Source organism: Methylophilus sp. DW102, from assembly GCF_037076555.1.
Lineage (GTDB): Bacteria > Pseudomonadota > Gammaproteobacteria > Burkholderiales > Methylophilaceae > Methylophilus > Methylophilus glucosoxydans.
This window is the reverse complement of record NZ_AP029023.1, coordinates 441265-460176: the sequence shown is the minus strand read 5'-3', so window position 1 is coordinate 460176 and position 18912 is coordinate 441265. Positions and strand designations below refer to the sequence as shown.

Below are 18912 nucleotides of genomic sequence, written 5' to 3'. Positions count from 1 at the left end.
TCTCGTAGAAATGTTGCTCGACATGCATGCTAAGCTGCGTAAATGCGTGACTAAACTTTTGCAAGCACACGACTGGATATCTAGAAAAGTCACTCGCGCAAACTGGACTAGAAAAACATTCAATGATTTACGCTCTTAAAAGCGTTTAGGCTTGGGCAGCGCTGCTTTGGCTTCTGCCAGCCGCATTTGCTTTTTGGCTTCATCCTCACGCACGGCGTCTATCACACGCACCACGCTTTTTAAATCTACCGGTTTACTGTCTTGTTTGAATTGTCCAGTCAGCACCGTTTCGGGCGTGAGTGCGCCTTTTGCGTAGAGCGCCCAGATTTCTTTGCCATAGTGTGTGTTGATGAGCTCGGGCGCAAATTGGCCGAAAAAATCAGCCAAATTGCCGACATCACGTTCTAGCATACTCATGGCGTGGTTGTTGCCTGCGGCATCGACGGCTTGGGGTAAGTCGATGATGATCGGGCCATCGCTACTCAGCAGGATATTGAATTCTGAAAGGTCGCCGTGGACGATGCCAGCGCATAACATGCGCACGACTTCTTTGAGCAGCGACTGGTGATGCTGGCGGGCTTCTTCTGCGGTGAATACCACGTCATTGAGGCGTGGCGCGGCATTGCCTTCGGCGTCGGTGACTAAATCCATGATCAACACCCCTTCGTAAAACTGATAGGGGGTGGGCACGCTCACACCTGCCGCAGCTAACCGATACAGCGCATCGACCTCTGCACTTTGCCAGGCTTCTTCTTGTGCCTGTTTGCCGTATTTTGAGCCTTTTGCCATGGCCCGCGCCTGACGGCTGCTTTTAACTTTGCGGCCTTCGGTGTAATCGACACTTTGGCGGAAACTGCGTTTGTTGGCTTCTTTATACACCTTGGCACAGCGTGTTTCTTCACCGCAGCGCACCACGTACACCGTGGCTTCTTTACCGCTCATCAACTGGCGCATCACTTCATCTACCACACCATCTTCAAGCAGCGGCTCTAATCTTTTTGGGGTTTTCATCTTACGGGCTATTAATAATTTTGGTCAGACTATCATTAAACCGTAGGATAGAGGCGTGATTGCAGTGTGCGTAACGTATTTATCTGCCAATTACCATAAAAAACACCGCCCCCTGAGAGGCGGTGTTTATCTGTCAAGCTGTTTTAAATGACAGAACAAGAGTCATTGAGCTCAGCGTCATCTTCATTTATAGACCAGCTTTGATGACCACCTCTAATGCCGTAGTTGGGCGACCAATGAGCTGACTTAATTGCTTGCCATCATCAAACAACTGACCGTTTGATACGCCAGTATCCGAGTCAGACAACAACTCGGCAATGGGCTCAGGCAAGCCGGCATTGAGTAATGCTTGCTTGTATTCAACTTGCGGTAGATTCACGTAGGGAATAGCTTTACCGGTTTGACGTGAGAGTTCGGCGGCAAACTCGTCCAGCGTAAATGCCGTGTCCCCTGCCAGTTCATACACTTTGCCTGTGTGGTGATCCGTGGTCAGTACCACACTGGCCGCTTCTGCATAGTCAGCGCGTGCTGCAGCTGAGATCTTGCCTTGTCCAGCCGCACCATACACTGCGCCCAATGCTAATGCCGCTGGAATCCCCGCGGCATAGTTTTCTGTGTACCAACCATTTCGCAATATGACAAACGGCAAGCCAACGTTTTGTATCGCAGCTTCGGTCGCCTTGTGTTCGGCAGCAAGACCCAGTGACGAAGTATCCGCGCGTAACAGGCTGGTGTAAGCCAATAAGCGCACATTTGCTCGCTTGGCGGCATCAATCACGGTTTGATGCTGCTTCACGCGCAAGCCGATTTCGCTCGATGAGATCAGCAAGATTTTTTCTGCGCCAGACAATGCTGCATCCCAGCTTTCAGGTTGGTTGTAATCGGCAAAGCGTACCTGCACGCCCAACGCCGCAATGTCTTGCGCCTTTTCAACATTGCGCACCGCAGCCACAATACTGCTTGCAGGCACTTTTTTGAGTAAATGTTCAATAACTAAACGACCCAACTGGCCCGTAGCGCCGGTAACAACAATCATAATATTCCCTTTCAACACATGAAATAAATTGAGAACGCGCAGGTTATCACCTATACTTACTAAAAGTAAGTACGCACAAAAAGGTAAGTATGAAGATAGATCAGAAGACAGGTGTATTGGCCAATGCCATGCGACGCGGAGAAGTGCTCTCGCCTGATTGCCCGTCACGAGAAATATTGAAGCACGTGACCAGCCAATGGGGGGTATTGGTATTGGTGGCGTTGTTGGGCGGGACGCTCCGCTTCAGTGAGCTGCGGCGAAGAGTGGGGGTGATCAGTGAAAAAATGCTCACACAAACGCTACAACAATTAGAGCAGGATGGCTTTGTACAACGCGTGTCTTACCCGGTTGTACCGCCGCATGTGGAATACTCGCTGACCCCGCTAGGCGAAGGCATCAGCCTGAAAGTGGAGGCGCTGACAGATTGGATAGAAGTCAATCTGTCAGACATCCTTGAGAACCAAAAGTTGGGGCTACAAAAGAAATAAGCAGTTGGGGCTAAAAAGAAATAAGTGTCGTATTGAAATATGCTCGCTATGCAGCTAGATCGAGCGGCTTTAAGAGCCGGCCAATAAAACCAACTAAGCCTTTTTCACAAACTCCGACTTCAGCTTCATCGCGCCAAAGCCATCAATTTTGCAGTCGATATCGTGGTCTCCGTCGACCAAGCGGATGTTTTTCACTTTGGTGCCGACCTTAACGACGGATGAAGAACCTTTGACTTTCAGGTCTTTGATCACGGTGATGGTATCGCCATCTTGCAGCACGTTGCCGTTGGCATCACGCACGACTTTGACTTCTTCTGATTCGGTGGTGGCCACTTTGCTCCACTCATGCGCGCACTCTGGGCAGACGTAGTTATCACCGTCTTCGTAGGTGTATTCGGATTGGCATTTTGGGCAGGCTGGCAATGACATAAAAAACTTTCTGGCTAAAACTGTAAAACCATAAATTTTACAGGGTTATTATTGATATGTCTTAGTTATTCATTCACTTTTGCACATATGCCTTGAAAGCAGGCTAGAATGGGTTGGCTTGCATCACTTAAGGATTGCACATGTGGTTACGTACTGAATGTGATATCAGCTTTGTTGTCAGTATTCCCACACCGTTTATTTTGATGCTGAGGCCGCGCAGTGGGGTGCATCAGTGGGTGGCTCGGCAGTCTTATACGCTTAAGCCCAGTGTGCCGGTGGAAGAATATACCGACACTTATGGCAATCTTTGCCAGCGCCTGATTGCGCCTGTGGGTGAGTTTTATATCAGCACATCGGCGGATATTTTGACCGCTGACAAGCTTGAGACTGCGCCCGGCGGGCGGTTTGAAGAGGTTCAGCATTTGCCTAACCATGTGCTGACTTATTTACTGCCGTCACGCTATTGTGAGTCAGATAAATTCATTGATCTGGGCCAGCAAATTGTCGCCAACGTGTTGCCTGGATACGACCAGGTAAAGGCCATCGAACAATGGATACGCCAGAATATTCGTTTTAATCCGGATTCTCCACATTTTCAACTGTCTGCGGTTGAGGTGAACCAGCAGCGCGAAGGCGTTTGCCGTGAGCTGGCGCATTTGGGCATCGCCTTGTGCCGAGGGTTGTGCATCCCGGCACGCATGGTGGTGGGGTATTTGCACGGGCTACAACCGATGGACTTTCATGCCTGGTTTGAAGCGTATGTGAATGGTGGATGGTACACGTTTGATCCGAGCCAGTCAGAATCCATGGGCGGACGCATTACTGTGGCCTATGGACGTGATGCGGCGGATGTTGCCATTTTTAACCAGTTTGGCCCGGCCTTGTACCCGGCGCTGATGCAGGTGCGTGTCACGCAACTGGCCGCCGCACCGATTTAGGCGGCGCGAGAAACACATCATGAAACGATTAAGAATCAAACATCTGACTGAATACCTGTTCTCGGGCACAGTCACACTGCAGCAGCATTATTTATTGCTGCGGCCGCGTGAGGGGCACGATTTGCGCATTGAGTCTTCTATCCTGAATATTACGCCAGCGTATCAGATCAAATGGTATCGCGATGTGTTTGATAACTCGCTGGCGGCTGTCACGTTTTTGCAAGCGAGCGACAGACTCACCATTGCAAGTGAAGTGGTGATTCAACACTATGAAGAGGCCCCACTGGACTTTTGGATTGAACCCTATGCGGTGAATTATCCGTTTGCCTATGCGCAGGCTGACTGGGAAGACCTGGCGGCTTTTCAGCGCCCCACATTTGTGGATGATCAAGATGCGGTGAGCCAGTGGCTGCTACAACTGGGGCTGAGAAACGGCAGCATCAATACATTTGAACTGCTGACCCGCCTGAATCAGGCGATTTATACCCAGTTTCGCTACCAGATTCGCGAAGAACCTGGCGTGCAGACCCCGGCCACCACTTTGAATAAGCTGAGTGGCTCTTGCCGTGACTATGCCACCTTGTTTATTGAAGCTTGCCGCCTCTTGGGACTGGCCAGCCGGTTTGTCAGTGGCTATTTGCATGCCCCGGCGACTGAGGCCGGTAACGCCACCACGCATGCCTGGGCTGAGGTATATTTGCCAGGCACCGGCTGGAAAGGCTTTGACCCCACCGCAGGAAAGGTGACCGGCACACAACATATTGCCGTGGCGGTTTCCCGTAACCCGGAAACGATCCCACCAGTGGCTGGCAGCTTTATCGGCCCCAATATTCAGCCTAAGTTGATTGTGAATGTACAAGTGAATTTGCTCACAAGCTAAGCAAGAGTAACCTTGCCGTGAATGGGTTGTTTCACGGCATATAGGCGAAAAAAAACCGCTTCACGAGGAAGCGGTTTTTTATGCAGCAATCTGGTCTAAATTACAAAACAGATTTCACTGTGTTCACAACATTCTCTACGGTGAAGCCGAAGTGTTTGAACAGTGCGCCGCCTGGTGCGGATTCGCCGAAGGTATCGATACCTACAACTGCACCTTCAATACCGACATACTTACGCCAGAAATCTGGGTGAGCAGCTTCAACAGCCACGCGTTTAACGCCTGGAGTCAATACGCTGTCTTTGTAAGCTTGGTCTTGACGGTCGAATACGTTGGTGGATGGCATGGAAACCACACGCACTTTAGTACCCGCAGCGTTCAATTCAGCAGCCGCTTGAATCGCCAGATCCAACTCGGAACCGTTAGCAATGATGATCACATCCGCTTTACCTGCAGCGTCAGAGAACACATAGCCACCCTTGCGGATCAGTTCAAAGTCTTTAGCATCGTGCTTGATGCCTGGCACCGCTTGACGGCTCAATACCAAGCTGGTTGGGCCTTCAGTGCGCTCTACGGCAGCAACCCAAGCAACGGTTGTTTCTGTAGAGTCAGCTGGACGCCATACATCCATACGAGGAATCATACGCAGACCAGAAGTGTTTTCAACTGGTTGGTGTGTAGGACCGTCTTCACCTTGACCGATAGAGTCATGGGTCAGCACGTAGATCACACGTTGATGCATCAACGCAGACATACGCATGCCGTTTTTCATGTAGTCAGAGAACATGTGGAAAGTACCGCCGTATGGCAACAAGCCACCGTGCAATGCCATACCGTTCATGATGGCAGCCATACCGAATTCACGTACACCGTAAGAGATGTAGTTGCCTGGCTCTTTACCACTCACGTGTTTGAACTCTTTAGCCGCTGTCAGGTTAGAACCTGTCAAGTCAGCTGAACCGCCCAGGAACTCTGGCAAGATTGGCGCCAACGCTGTAATTGCTTTTTGTGAAGCTTGACGAGTAGCCAATTTCTCAGCTTTTTCGTTCGTTTCAGCGATGATTGCGTCAGTCAGTGACTTCCAGTTAGCTGGCAATTCACCGGCCATACGGCGTTTGAATTCTGCAGCTTCTGCTGGGTAGGCTTTAGCGTAAGCGTCGAACTTGGCGTTCCAGTCAGCTTCGCGTTTTGCGCCTTTGTCTTTTTGGTTCCAGCCTTCGTACACGTCAGCAGGAATCACGAATGGCTCGTGTGGCCAGCCGATTTCAGCACGGGTTGCTGCAACTTCAGCTTCGCCCAATGCGGAACCGTGGCAGTCGTGTGAACCGGATTTGTTTGGAGAACCTTTACCGATGATGGTTTTACAGCAGATCAGTGATGGTTTGTCAGTCACTGATTTCGCTTCGTCGATGGCTTTCTGAATCGCAGCCTGGTCGTGACCATCGACTGAAACAACGTGCCAGCCGTATGCTTTGAAGCGGCCTGCTGTGTCGTCTGTGTACCAGCCTTCGATGTGGCCGTCGATAGAAATACCGTTGTCATCCCAGAAAGCCATCAGTTTGCCCAGGCCCCATGTACCAGCCAGTGCGCAAGCTTCGTGAGAAACGCCTTCCATCATACAGCCGTCGCCCAGGAACACGTATGTGTAGTGGTCAACAATGTCGTGGCCTGGCTTGTTGAACTGGCTAGCCAGCAGTTTTTCTGCCATGGCGAAACCAACGCCGTTAGCGATACCCTGGCCCAATGGACCGGTAGTTGTTTCAACGCCTGGTGCGTAGCCGTATTCTGGGTGACCAGCGCAACGGGAGTGCAGTTGACGGAAAGACTTGATGTCGTCCATGGTCACATCGTAACCAGTCAGGTGCAGCAAGGAGTAAATCAGCATTGAGCCATGGCCGTTGGACAATACGAAACGGTCACGGTTAGCCCATTGTGGGTTGTTTGGGTTGTGGCTCAGATTGTGGTTCCACAATACTTCAGCAATTTCAGCCATGCCCATAGGTGCGCCTGGGTGGCCGGAGTTTGCTTTTTGTACAGCGTCCATGCTCAGAGCACGGATGGCGTTGCACAAGTCGACACGAGTTGCCATTGTTTTCTCCCTAGAGTGAAAGTGAACGGTCTTACACAAAAAGCTGCAAAACCTTGATTGAATTCTTTAAAAAAGCCAGAAAACCAGCCTTTTACGGAAAGGCTAGATTATTCCCTAGAACCTGCTTTTCTTCAAGCTTTAATGGTTATTAAATTCATGCATGCGCTTGGTGCCTCAAGCGGTAAAACCGCGATACCGAGCGCATGCAACTAGCCATGGTGGGAGAATTCCCCTACCATGTTGCAATACATTGATAGCAAAGGAGCTCCAAAGATGTCTGATGATCGAATTATTATGCGTGTGGGTGAAGCACTGGTGGCCGGCGGCCCACCCGGCACGGCAGCTGAACCCGAGGTGGCGATTGGTGAAATGAATGGCCCGATGGGCACGGCATTTGCCAACTTGCTGGGCGACCAGGTCAAAGGCCATACCCGCGTACTGGCGATTATGAACACCGACATTATGGTGCGCCCAGCGACGCTGATGGTGAGTAAGGTGACCGTGAAAGATCCGCGTTACACCAATATTTTGATGGGCACCGTGCAGGGCGCCATTGCCAACGGCGTACTGGATGCCGTACGTAGCGGCGATATCCCGAAAGAAAAAGCCAATGACTTGGGCATTATTGTTTCAGTGTGGCTGAGCCCGGCGATTCTGGAACAAGAGAAGATTGACCACAAAGCACTGTTTGATATTCACCGCGAAGCCACTTTCAAGGCGATCCAGAAAGCCTTGCGCAACGAACCGAGCATAGACTGGCTGCTAGAAAACCAGGAGAAGATTGTGCATAAGTATTACCAGATGGGCCTGGATAATAAGATTTAGAGCCTAATAAGATTTAGAGCATGGCAAGTTTTAAAACACCAACTCAGCAATAAAAAAAGGATGCCTTGGCATCCTTTTTTTATTGTGCAAAGCCTTAACGTTTCAACGCCGCAATCACCGCTTCAATTGCTTTGCAATTACCACGCGCATCATCAAAAGTGAGCAAAGGCGCTTTGCCATTGAGCACACAATCACCAAAGTGCTCGATCTCAAGGTTAAAGTGGTTAGCCTTGGGCAAAACGATGGTTTCTGACTTGCCGCCCGCTTCCCAGCTAATGACCGGATCATCGCCCGGGTAAGACCACATATTGTGGCACTTGATCCAGCCCTTATCGCCAATCAGCTCATACTCGGCTTTGCGGCCACGCTCAAAACTCACATCAAAGTGGCCGAAACGCGCACGTCCCTGTGCATCAGGGCCAAAATCGAGCACACCACTGGCAACCACATCGGCGCCATGCTCGTTGAGTTTGCCATAGGCCAATACATCTTTAGGTTCGGCAGGGACGCCGTTTTGCGCAAAACACCAGCGCAAGGCATGGATGGCGTAAGGCCCAATATCCCACATGGCACCACCACCGTTGGCCATATCACGGGTAATGCGGTACATACGTGCAGGCGCCATCAGGAAAGAAAAACTGGCACGGCATGAAAGCACATCGCCGATGAGCCCGCTGTCGATTAATTCTTTAACCTTGGCATGCTGCGGATGAAAGCGGTACATAAAGCCTTCCATCACGGTCACCCCTTTGGCTTTGGCGGCAGATTCAATCGCATCAATATCTGCCAACTTGGTGGTCATCGGCTTTTCTATCAGCACATGCTTGCCTGCCGCAATCGCCTTGAGCGCCCATTCGGCATGCTCTTCGTTGGCCATGGGGCAATAGACAGCTTCAACATTGCTGTCTGTGAGCAGGCTGTCCATATCGTCATAACAACTAACACCACCCGCATTGGGTGCGTATTTATCCAGCGTGGCCTTGGCGGCGCCCGGGCGGCGGCTGGCGATGGCGACCAGTTGTGAGTTGCTGGCCTCTACAATCGCAGGTAGCAGGCGCTCATTCACACGCGCAGCACCGAGAATGCCCCATTTTAGTTTTGTCGTCATGATGCTCTTCCCATGTTTTAATTTGGCTGATTATACCTTGCAGAAAATGGCGGGGTCATGCGCCTTTGCATTAAGAAAGACAGGGCAAGAGCTTTGTAAGTGCCCTAAAAGATTAAATCAGCCCCATGCGTTGTGCCGTGATGGCGGCTTCAGCCCGCGAAGAAACATTTAATTTGCGGTAGATTTCCTTGACGTACCCAGCCACCGTATTGCGCTTGAGACCGAGAATATTGGCGGTTTCTGCCATGGTCATGCCTTTGGCAATAATCGACAGCACTTCTTTTTCACGCTCGGTGAGAGCGCCTTGTGCAGTCGCCTCAACATAGGGCTCGTGAAAATGCCGCAATAACTTGCGCGCAATCGCGGGTGACAGTGGCGGCTGCCCCGTCACAATCCCATTCAGCGCCTGTACGATGGCGGTTTGCGGCTGGTCTTTCAGTAAATAACCATGCGCCCCTGCACGCAATGCCGGGAAAATGTGGCTATCATCATCAAATATGCTGGCTACCACACAAATTGTTTGCGGTGAATGACGATTTAACCATTCAATCACCGCAACCCCGCTACCATCTGGTAGACTCAAATCAATGAGCGCGATATCGATTGCTGATAGATGGTTCAACGCAGTGAGTGCCTGCGCGATGTGATTGGCTGCGTGTATCTGGATATCTGGAAAACTCTGTTGCAGGACCTCAGACAGCCACAATTGTGACTCGGGAGTATCCTCAAGAATAAAAGCAGTTTTCATCATAGGGCAGTGGCTAGGACAGCAATAGCGTTGGGATAAAAACTATATACCAAATTCAACGTATAACACCCCCGCAAACAGGGGGCTCCGATCAAAAAATAATTCGAATACACTCATGACTAAGACTCTTTTGTGTTTGACTGTTCTGTTGCCGAATCTAATGCGCCCCCTATTACGCCCGAACTGGATCAGTTTATTGATGGGCGGGCTATTGCTGGGCAACTTTCTAACCCAAGAGGCATTCGCCATGGATGAATTACCCATACCCACGGCATTTGGCCTTAACACCATGGCGCCTGAAAGTAGCTGGGGCATCCGCTTTGAGCAACGCAACAACGACTACCACCAGACCTATGATCAACATGGCAACTTGCAGGGACTAGGCGCCAGCTTTGACGGCATTCAATTAAATAGCAGCATTTTCCCTTCGCTCGCACTATTAGGTCCCGGTGCCTCGCTGGGAACGACGCGCTTCAAGAGTGAGGTGCGTAACCAGATCAGCACATTGACCATCGGCTATGGCATCACGCCGGATATCACGGTAGGCGCGATCATCCCTTATGTGAAATCACACACGCACGTCAGTTTTGGCGTCGACGGTGGTAATGTCGGCGCAAACCCCGCGTTTGACGCGAGTCAGCCCATCAGCGCAGGCAACTTTCCGTTTGCGCCTGCGGGTGGCGCGGTGGCTCCCATGGATACGGCTGGCGTGCAAAATATCCTGACGAATCCGGCGTACGGTTACCAATACAAGCGGATTGCTTCTCAACAGTCAGAGGGATTTAGCGACCCGACCATAGGCGTACTCTGGCGGGCCTACAAGGCGGCAGACCAGAGCCTGATTGTGGGCATCGGCTGGCGTGTCGGCCTGGCCAGAAAAGACGACCCGGATAACTTGCTGGATACGCCGCCCGGCGACGGTAGCGACGACCTGCGCACCCGCATAGAATATTTCAAGAATATAGGCAGTCACCTCGACTTGCGGTTACTGGCCGATTACAACTGGCAAACCCGCGACAAAGCCAGCATGCGCATCCCCTCTTCAGGCCAGTTACTGGCCCTCGCCAGTAGCAAACAAAGATTACAGCGCGACCTGGGGGACTTTTATGAAACCGATATTGAGTTGGGGTATCGCTGGTCCAACTGGCGCTGGGCGGCCACCTGGCACCGTTATGAAAAGCAGTCTGACACTTACCGCTCTGACCTTGGCACCGATACCAGCAGCCTGGAAACGAACACCTACACCCGCGCCGACCAGTACCGGCTGAGTGCGACCTGGAGTGGTATCCAGGCCTGGCAACAAGGCAAGTTACCGCTGCCGCTGATCGTCAGGCTCGAAATGCAGGATACTTTTTCCGGGCGCAACTTTGTCGATGTCCGAGACATTTACCTGCAAGTGACGGCCTTGTTTAGATGAGTTTTTGCGTGCATGCCCTGTTAAGACCATTGCGCGATAGCTGCATTTTTTTGTGGCTGTTGCTCGCCTCTCTGAGCACATTTGCAAGCCCTGAGGCGACCAGCAACGCCCTAGTCAGCATGACACAAGGAGAGTTTGTCCAAAGTGCTGTAACCCAGCCCCCAGGTGATCAGGCTGACTGGCAAGCTGCCAGCCTGCCGGATATATGGAAGATCAGTCATCCGACGGCAGAGGGCATCGGATGGTACCGCTTTCGTTTTGATTACCCGACACTCAGCCAGAAGGCTTTGTATGGACTCTACCTTTCCAGGCTCAGCCTGAATGCGGAAGCGTTTCTCAATGGTGAGAAGATAGGCTCTGGGGGTGCGTTTGAAGAACCCGTCGCCAGGCACTGGAACCGCCCCTTGTTATTTGCCATCCCGCCCCACCTGCTCAAGCCCCGCGACAATCTGTTACTCGTAAGAGTCATTGCCCCCACACACTCTCAAGGCATGCTCGCTCCGCCGCAAATAGATACCTTGGAGCATCTGCAGCCGCGCTTTGAAGAAGCCAAATTTATCCGCATCACCCTGAACCAGACGTCCAGTTTATTGATTGTCGGTATCGGGCTGCTGATGCTGAGCCTTTGGTGGCGCAGAAAGCAGGATACGGCTTACGGCCTGTTTGGACTGGCAGCCTTTGTCTGGGCACTGCAATCCCTCAATTTTTACATCATCACAGCGCCCTTGCCGACGCCGCAATGGGAGTTGTTTGTGAATGCAAGTTTTCAGGCGATTGCCACCTTGTGGCTGATCTCACTGCTCGATTTTGTCGGCATCCGTCTCAAGCGCTTCAATCAGTTACTGTGGGCGATTCTCATCCTGTCACCGCTGACTTTGTTGTGCACTCCCGATACTTACTTTACTGACGTCACCGATGTATGGCACCTGGTGACCATGGGTGTAGTGGTGTTCGGCCTCTGCTTGCTGGCAAAAGAAGGCATTTTGCACCGCAACAAGGACGCCAACTTACTGTTGCTGACCTTGAGTTTGATCCTGCTATTTGCCTTTCATGACTGGTTGATACACACCAATATTGCTGCACTCAACCACTGGGTGAGCAATGAGGAATATCTGATGCAATTCTCGGCCCCCGTGCTGTTTTTGATTGTCGGGCTCATGATGACTTCAAGGTATGTGGGGGCCCTCAATGATTACGAGCAACTGAATCAGCAACTCGAACAACGCGTGGTTTCCAAGCATGAAGAGCTGAATCAAAACTTTCAGCAATTGCAGTCCATTCTCAAAGAGCAGGCCTCACTGGAGGAGCGCGAGCGGATTTACCAGGACCTGCATGACGACTTGGGTGCAAAACTGCTGACCCTGGTATACCGCGCCCAAGACAGCAACAATGCCGAACTTGCCAGGTCTGCCCTGCAAGACCTGCGCGATGTGGTTTCACGGGCCGGGACAGAACATATCCCATTGACGGATGCCATGGCGGACTACCGCATCGAGTGCGAAAAACGCTTGAGTGATGTCCATATCCAGCTGGTTTGGCAAATTGAGATGAAGGAAGACCACCTGCTCCTGACGCAACCGCAAGTCCTCAACCTGGGCCGCATTATCCGCGAGGCGGTTTCAAATGTGATCCGCCACGCCCAGGCAAGCCAGGTCACAGTCAACCTGCGTTGTAGCGACAGGCATCTGTTACTGACGGTGAGTGACAATGGCATCGGGCTGCCCGTCGACTCGGCCAGAAACAAAGGCCGCGGTTTGAACAATATTCAGAAACGCGCGACGCTGCTGGGCGGTGAAGTGCACTTTGAAGCCTTGTCCGCAGGCGGGCTCAAGCTCTGTCTGCAACTGCCGTTGCAAGCATTCGCGCAAGCTCCCCATTAACACCCCCTATCCAGGGGGTGCAAGCAAAATGGCAAAGTCTCTAAGATGAGCACTCCAATCATCAGGAGGAGAGAGACATGCACAGATTAACAATAGTGACCGCACTCACTGGCTGTTTATTTGCCAGTGCCAATATGGCACATGCCATGAGTAGTACCGCGATCTTCTGGGGACCCACGCCCTACCTATCCTCGAGTGACATCCCAGCTGGCTTTTACCTGGGGGGCAATCCTGTCCTACTAGATAATCTGGAAGATGGATCGCTGGATGCGTCTATCAGTGCCAGTAACGGTTCAGTGTATGGACCCACCGGCATTGCCGACTCGGTGGATGCCGATGATGGCAACATTGATGGTTTTGGCACCGCAGGACGTAGCTGGTTTTCAGGCAATGTGACCTTCACTTACACGGGTAGCGGCCCTCTGCCAACAGCCTTTGGTGTGGTCTGGACGGATGGCTCTGGCACCATTACGTTCAGCGCAACAGATGCACTGGGGCAGTCACTGGGTTCACAGTCCTATACGGGCATTCCTGATGGCACGTTTGGCGGCACCACGGGCGATGACCGCTTCTTTGGTGTGCAGTTTGCCGGCGGCATAAAATCAATCACCATAGGCACCGGGGGCGGCATTGAAGTGGATCATATCCAGTATGGGCAAATGGTGAGCAGTGTGCCAGAGCCCACCTCGGCGCTCATGCTCAGTCTGGGCTTGCTGGGCGTGGCTGGATACAGGCGCACGCGCAAATCGACTACAGAATAAAGGCGCTGTCACGCGCCAAAATCCTAGTAAAAAATAAAAACGACTGTTTCACCCTTTGAGTAGCTGTGATGGCACCCCCTGAACTGGGGGTGCCTTTTTTCGGGTGATTGCACTAGTCTAGGGACATTCTTAATCTCGTGCCCAACCAGGGCAAAGGGTTTGTCATGTTGACCTTGCAGCGCTACGCTAAACCATCTGCCGCCATCATTGTGTTGGCTGCTTGCCTGCCTTTGCAGGCCCTCGCCACAGAAATCGCAACTAACATGCGGCTATCCTTTAACGAGATTGCCATCATGAACAGAACCACCTCGGTGTCTGTCGATGGCGTGGATATCACCACTTACAGCAACCAGATTGACAAGCTGTTGACCTTGGACCCAACTATTGCCAATGCGCGGTTTTTGAGCACCCGACTTGGAACGTTCAGTAGCGGCAGCATGACGATTGAACTAAGAGGTAATCAATTTATTTCACTGAATGACCCTGGGGTTTCAGTATTGCCAGATACCCAACGCACACTGACGCGGATAGAAGCCGGCGCCACATTAAGCGGCGGCCTACTGACCACCACCGAGTCACTCAACCTCGATGCCACCTGGTTTTGCCGTGCAACCGCGCTTTCCTGTACCCGCGACGAAGTCTATAGCACGTTAAAATTTCTCTCTCCGCTCTCAAACTCAACCACCAGTGCAGCGGCACTGGTGCAACCCATACGCTTGCAAGCAAGTGGCGCACCCACGTTTACCGCGGATGGTGTGAGCATCAATTATGCCGGGCTCTCTTTATCCGGCACAGTCAATGTGAATGCCACCTTTACCGCCAAAACACGTAGCCAATATGTGGCAGATGCCCTCGCCGCCACCCCAGGGGCAGGTGGCGGAGTCGCAGCCGCACGCTGGGATGCTGCCGCAACCGATATTCAATCCCTGCGCAATAGTGTACTGACGGATGTCGCAGTCGCAAATACCCTGAAAATCGCCCGCACGCCCGAGCTAAAAGATGCACAAACACTGCTCGCAGCCGCCAGAGACAGCACCATTTTGCTCAATGCAGGCGCGACGGACCCTACCATGTTCAACTCACCCTTCGATCTCATGCGTCAGCTATGGAACGTCACCGCAACCGTGGACCCCTCTCTGGGACGCTCAACGGCTGGCTTCAGCAGCGAAGACCTGACCAGTGACAATGCAGCCCTGTCGCTGGCGGCATTATCGCTGATTGCCAGCGGCAGCAATGAGCATGATTTCGCTGCGCAACTGGACCACGCGCTGGGCGTGCCACTCACGACAAGTGCCGCCCCTCAATTGACGCTGGATGGTGCATTACTTGGCTTGAATAATGCCATGCTGTCTATCTATTACCTGGGCAATAGCAGCAGCGGCTTGGTAGAGCTCAACCTGCCAGATGCTGCTCGCTATGCTCTGTTACGGAATGGATTATATGACCGCATCAGTTTGCTGGAGGGAAATGGCCTGACGGTGATTGGTAACAGCGATTATGCCGGTTCGGCAGTGTTGCAAGGTGAAGGTGAAGTCTATATCGGCGAAATCTCAAGTGGTTTGCTAGAACTCAGCGGACAGAGCACGGCCTCGCGCTTGCAACTCAACAATATATACAGCAACCAGTTTTTGGTCGTCGCCAGCTGGGCAGTGACCCCAGTGCCAGAGCCAAGCCAGGCCTGGCTACTCATGATGGGTTTGCCGCTGTTGTTATGGCGTCGTCAAAGCGCTTGAGAAAATACAGGCATATTTTGCCAGGTCGCTTTAACACACATACAAGCATTCTCATCCCATCATTTATTTAAAAGGAGCATGTGATGTCATCCCCAGTGATTAATCCAGCTTGGTTTATCAAACTCCTTACGCTTTTTACTATTGGCCTGACTAGCATGCCCGCGATAGCAGCCTTCACGGTATACACGGATAAAACCAGCTTTTTGACTGCAGCGGGTACGGTGTCTAGCGAAACCTTTGACGCAGTGACGGCAGACCTCGATCCCAGCAGCACCGGCATCCACCTCAATGACTTCACATTGAGCGGCAGTGTCAGTGTCGATGCACCTTCTTCAGCGATAGATATCAATGGCACAACCAACCTCTATTTCAACACCTCATACGGCGGCTGGGCGGATCTGATATTTAGTCAGCCAATCACTGCCTTTGGGCTCACCATGAACAATGCCCGGCTACAATTGCTCTCCATCAGCTTGGCCCGTATCGGCCCGGCCTATGGTGAGTATCATCATATTGCCACCTATGCCGCGCCAGACCCTTACGTCAGCAATCAAACTCTAAATGGCTTTATTGGGTTCACCTCCGATGTGGCGTTTAATCGCATCGTCTTTGCTGGCACCGGTTGCTGCTCCAGTACGTTTGCCGTAGACGATGTCACCTATGCGACGACGCTGGCGACGCCAGTGCCCGAGCCGTTATCCGCCAGCCTGCTTGGCCTGGGGGTCGCAGGCTTGTGCCTGTTTAGAAAACAACCGCTGCGTGTATAACTCACCGACACCTTGGCCATCAGGCCTGATGTTGATTTAACCCCGTTCAGCGCGGGGTTTTTAATTGGCATTTTTGCATGCATCATGTTTGCGTCAGCGCAATATGCGGGCACCTCAGCGCCGTATTATTCGCTATACGCTTTTGAGGAGGCCTGCATGCAACCACTCACCATCTCACCACCCAGCCGCAAGGTACCGGCTAACCAGTTTGCACTGTTCAACCTGGGCTTCAGGCCTTTTTTCTTGCTGGCTGCCTGCTTTGCGGTGCTCTCGATTGGCCTCTGGGTGTGGAAATATGCAACGCATTCGGTGCTAGTGTTGAACACGGTGACCGCATCACAGTGGCATGCACACGAAATGCTATATGGTTTTGCCTTTGCCGTGATTGCTGGATTTTTACTGACCGCGGTCAAAAACTGGACCGGTCTGCAGACCTTACATGGTCGCCCGCTCATAGGCTTGGTCACCTGCTGGGCATTGGCCCGCGCCGTCATGCTGATGGCACCCTACCTGGTCGCATTGGCAGCTGCGTTTGACGGCCTATTCAACCTGTGGCTGCTCATCGCGGTTGCCAGACCGATTATTCAGGTGAAGCAATGGCGCCAGCTGGGCGTACTGTCAAAAGTACTGTTGCTGTCGGTTGGCAACCTGGCTTTTTATTCGCAAGCGCTGGGCTGGACAAACCAAGGTGCACATGCCGCGCTATGGATGGGTTTACTGCTCAATGTCAGCCTGATCATGGTGATGAGCCGCCGCATTTTGCCCATGTTTATTGAGCGTGGCGTGAAAGAACAGGTGACGCTCAAAAATTCAGTTTGGATAGATCGCCTGTTGATGGTCTGCCTGGCCGCACTGCTGATCAATATATTAACCGCCAATGCTGAAATTCTGAATACAGTGTTAGGACTTACTATCAGCGTCAGCGCAAGCTTTAGGTTATGGCGCTGGCATACACCCGGTATTTGGCAGGTGCCGCTACTGTGGAGTTTTTATCTGGGTCTGTGGCTGATCAACCTGGGCTTTTTACTATATGCCTTGAGTTTTTTGCTGCCAAGCATTTCGGTGATTCTGGCCATCCATTGCTGGGCGATTGGCGGCATCGGCGTGATTACGCTGGCGATGATGACTAGGGTCTCCTTAGGGCACACAGGCCGCAATATTCACAACCCACCGCGTAGCTTGGTATGGATATTTGGCCTGGTCATTTTTGCTACCCTGAGTCGGGTGTTATTGCCTATCGTGCTACCAGACTTTTACCGTTTGTCAGTGATGCTGGCTGCCAGCACCTGGATCGCCGCATTCACATTATTTACGCTTGTCTATTGGCCGATCCTCAGTCAACCACGTATTGACGGCACGCCCGGTTAACGCTCATTCTTTCCACTTGATAGAACAACCAATACTGGCGATTTGCTCTTTTGGACCCTGCCCAGTTTCGGCCACCTGTTTCATGGCTTTGAACAATTCACGGGTACTCTCAGGAGCAGTTTCCTTGCGGCTCTCGTCAAACCGACCCCGGTATTGCAACGCAAAATCTTTATTAAAGCCAAAAAAGTCTGGCGTACACACAGCATCATAAAGTTTGGCAATTTGCTGAGTTTCATCAAACAGATAAGGAAACGGAAACGCCATCTCGGTGGCAATTTTGCGCATGTTCTCAGGGCTGTCTTCCGGATAATCGGAAGGGTCATTAGACATAATTGCCACCGTATTCACGCCCAGCGTCTGTAGTTCTTTTACGTCAGCGATCAGGCGAGGCAAGATGGCTTTCACGTAAGGGCAATGGTTACAGATAAACATCACCAGCAGACCATTTGGCCCCATGCTGGTTTCAAGATTGACGAGCTTGGCATCTACATTAGGCAAATTGAATGCCGGTGCTTTCCAGCCAAAATCACATACGGGGGGGCTAATACTTGCCATCAGAGTTGCTCCTGCCATTAGATCAAACCATTATGGTACGTGATTAAGACGCCAAGGTGAATCTTGTCACCACCGTGCCCGCACACAGGCATTTTGGTTACAATGCCAGTCATGAGTAATTTACGATTTCATAGCCCGGCTGCATTGACTGTGGGCCAATCAGTCCCACTCAGTGATAACGCCATGGCGCATGCAGTCAGAGTCATGCGGCTCAAAGTAGGCGACACGTTGATTTTGTTTTGTGGGGATGGTTTTGACTATCTCTGCGCGCTGACGCAGGTCGAGAAAAAATCCGCTACCGTTGAAGTCCTCAGCCGCACACAGGTCAGCAATGAATCGCCACTGAATATCCGCCTGCTACAAGGGATCTCCAGCGGCGACCGCATGGATTACACCATCCAGAAAGCGGTGGAACTGGGTGTGCACGAAATCTTCCCGTTAAGTACCGAGCGCTGCGTGACCAAACTCAGTGGCGACCGCGCCGAAAAGCGCGTCGAACACTGGCAAGGCGTGGCAATCGCCGCCTGCGAGCAAAGTGGCCGCGCCATAATTCCTTTAGTACACGCGCCTCTCACGCTTGCACAATGGCTGAGCCAGCACGCTACCGCTGACAGCCTTAACCTGTTATTGAATCCTGTCGGTGCACAAAGGCTGGCATCACTAAACCCGCGAAAAAATGCCATTCATTTATTAATTGGCCCGGAAGGCGGCTTGAGCGCGGCAGAAATTGCACTCGCCTCGCAACATCACTTCCAGTCTATCGTGCTTGGCCCACGGATTTTACGTACTGAAACCGCAGCATTGACTGCCATGAGCGTGATGCAGTCACTGTGGGGAGACTTTTAAGCAGGTCTGACACTGCGCACTTAGCAACCCAAGGAG

Annotated in this window: 18 protein-coding genes; 11 read left to right on the top strand and 7 right to left on the bottom strand. The window is 52.0% G+C overall.

Features of this window, described 5'->3' with window-relative positions; all coding sequences use genetic code 11:
- Positions 1-135: 135 nt before the first annotated feature.
- Together AACH41_RS02160 and AACH41_RS02155 are read right to left on the bottom strand one after the other, a co-directional pair.
- Entirely contained in the window at positions 136-1011 is an 876-nt protein-coding gene (locus tag AACH41_RS02160; RefSeq protein ID WP_338656419.1) for a PA4780 family RIO1-like protein kinase, read from the bottom strand.
- Positions 1012-1198: 187 nt separating this feature from the next.
- Positions 1199-2047, bottom strand: a complete 849-nt coding sequence (locus AACH41_RS02155) for an SDR family oxidoreductase (protein WP_338656418.1) — start codon at positions 2045-2047, stop codon at positions 1199-1201.
- Between the two features lie 89 nt (positions 2048-2136).
- On the opposite strand from AACH41_RS02155, the gene AACH41_RS02150 reads away from it, so the two are divergent.
- Positions 2137-2535, top strand: coding sequence for a helix-turn-helix domain-containing protein (locus AACH41_RS02150; RefSeq protein ID WP_338656416.1), 399 nt, complete (start codon positions 2137-2139; stop codon positions 2533-2535).
- A 93-nt stretch (positions 2536-2628) separates the two neighbouring features.
- Here AACH41_RS02150 and AACH41_RS02145 read toward each other — a convergent pair whose 3' ends face one another.
- Positions 2629-2964, bottom strand: coding sequence for a zinc ribbon domain-containing protein YjdM (locus AACH41_RS02145; protein ID WP_338656414.1), 336 nt, complete (start codon positions 2962-2964; stop codon positions 2629-2631).
- 140 nt (positions 2965-3104) lie between these two features.
- On the opposite strand from AACH41_RS02145, the gene AACH41_RS02140 reads away from it, so the two are divergent.
- Together AACH41_RS02140 and AACH41_RS02135 are read left to right on the top strand one after the other, a co-directional pair.
- Positions 3105-3902, top strand: a complete 798-nt coding sequence (locus AACH41_RS02140) for a transglutaminase family protein (RefSeq protein WP_275356588.1) — start codon at positions 3105-3107, stop codon at positions 3900-3902.
- Between the two features lie 19 nt (positions 3903-3921).
- The gene (locus tag AACH41_RS02135; RefSeq protein WP_194749225.1) at positions 3922-4782 is read left to right on the top strand and encodes a transglutaminase family protein; all 861 of its coding nucleotides are present in this window, start codon (positions 3922-3924) and stop codon (positions 4780-4782) included.
- Positions 4783-4882: 100 nt separating this feature from the next.
- Here AACH41_RS02135 and tkt read toward each other — a convergent pair whose 3' ends face one another.
- Positions 4883-6868: a transketolase gene (gene tkt, locus AACH41_RS02130; RefSeq protein ID WP_275356586.1), complete on the bottom strand. Its 1986-nt coding sequence runs from the start codon at positions 6866-6868 to the stop codon at positions 4883-4885.
- Between the two features lie 273 nt (positions 6869-7141).
- Between tkt and fae the strand changes: the two genes are divergently transcribed.
- The gene (gene fae, locus AACH41_RS02125) at positions 7142-7693 is read left to right on the top strand and encodes a formaldehyde-activating enzyme (protein WP_049639931.1); all 552 of its coding nucleotides are present in this window, start codon (positions 7142-7144) and stop codon (positions 7691-7693) included.
- A 94-nt stretch (positions 7694-7787) separates the two neighbouring features.
- On the opposite strand, the gene AACH41_RS02120 is transcribed toward fae, so the two are convergent.
- The gene (locus tag AACH41_RS02120; RefSeq protein ID WP_338656410.1) at positions 7788-8801 is read right to left on the bottom strand and encodes a Gfo/Idh/MocA family oxidoreductase; all 1014 of its coding nucleotides are present in this window, start codon (positions 8799-8801) and stop codon (positions 7788-7790) included.
- A gap of 112 nt (positions 8802-8913) precedes the next feature.
- Positions 8914-9552 carry a response regulator transcription factor gene (locus tag AACH41_RS02115; protein WP_338656409.1) on the bottom strand — a complete coding sequence of 213 codons (639 nt, stop codon included), beginning with the start codon at positions 9550-9552 and terminating at the stop codon, positions 8914-8916.
- 157 nt (positions 9553-9709) lie between these two features.
- On the opposite strand from AACH41_RS02115, the gene AACH41_RS02110 reads away from it, so the two are divergent.
- The 6 genes from AACH41_RS02110 to AACH41_RS02085 all read left to right on the top strand — a co-directional run bounded on the left by AACH41_RS02110 (position 9710) and on the right by AACH41_RS02085 (position 17475).
- On the top strand, positions 9710-10966 hold the full coding sequence (locus AACH41_RS02110) for a hypothetical protein (protein WP_338656407.1): 1257 nt from the start codon (positions 9710-9712) through the stop codon (positions 10964-10966).
- Positions 10967-10974: 8 nt separating this feature from the next.
- Positions 10975-12846 (top strand): ATP-binding protein, encoded by a 1872-nt coding sequence (locus tag AACH41_RS02105; protein WP_338656406.1) that lies wholly within the window; start codon positions 10975-10977, stop codon positions 12844-12846.
- 77 nt (positions 12847-12923) lie between these two features.
- Entirely contained in the window at positions 12924-13607 is a 684-nt protein-coding gene (locus tag AACH41_RS02100; protein WP_338656405.1) for a PEP-CTERM sorting domain-containing protein, read from the top strand.
- Between the two features lie 164 nt (positions 13608-13771).
- Complete coding sequence (locus tag AACH41_RS02095) at positions 13772-15340, top strand: hypothetical protein (protein ID WP_338656403.1); 1569 nt, start codon at positions 13772-13774, stop codon at positions 15338-15340.
- Positions 15341-15423: 83 nt separating this feature from the next.
- Complete coding sequence (locus AACH41_RS02090; RefSeq protein ID WP_338656402.1) at positions 15424-16107, top strand: PEP-CTERM sorting domain-containing protein; 684 nt, start codon at positions 15424-15426, stop codon at positions 16105-16107.
- A gap of 156 nt (positions 16108-16263) precedes the next feature.
- The gene (locus AACH41_RS02085; RefSeq protein WP_338656401.1) at positions 16264-17475 is read left to right on the top strand and encodes an NnrS family protein; all 1212 of its coding nucleotides are present in this window, start codon (positions 16264-16266) and stop codon (positions 17473-17475) included.
- Positions 17476-17478: 3 nt separating this feature from the next.
- Here AACH41_RS02085 and AACH41_RS02080 read toward each other — a convergent pair whose 3' ends face one another.
- Positions 17479-18030, bottom strand: coding sequence for a thioredoxin family protein (locus tag AACH41_RS02080; protein WP_338656399.1), 552 nt, complete (start codon positions 18028-18030; stop codon positions 17479-17481).
- Between the two features lie 111 nt (positions 18031-18141).
- Between AACH41_RS02080 and AACH41_RS02075 the strand changes: the two genes are divergently transcribed.
- Complete coding sequence (locus AACH41_RS02075; protein WP_338656397.1) at positions 18142-18876, top strand: 16S rRNA (uracil(1498)-N(3))-methyltransferase; 735 nt, start codon at positions 18142-18144, stop codon at positions 18874-18876.
- The last annotated feature ends 36 nt before the right edge of the window (positions 18877-18912 follow it).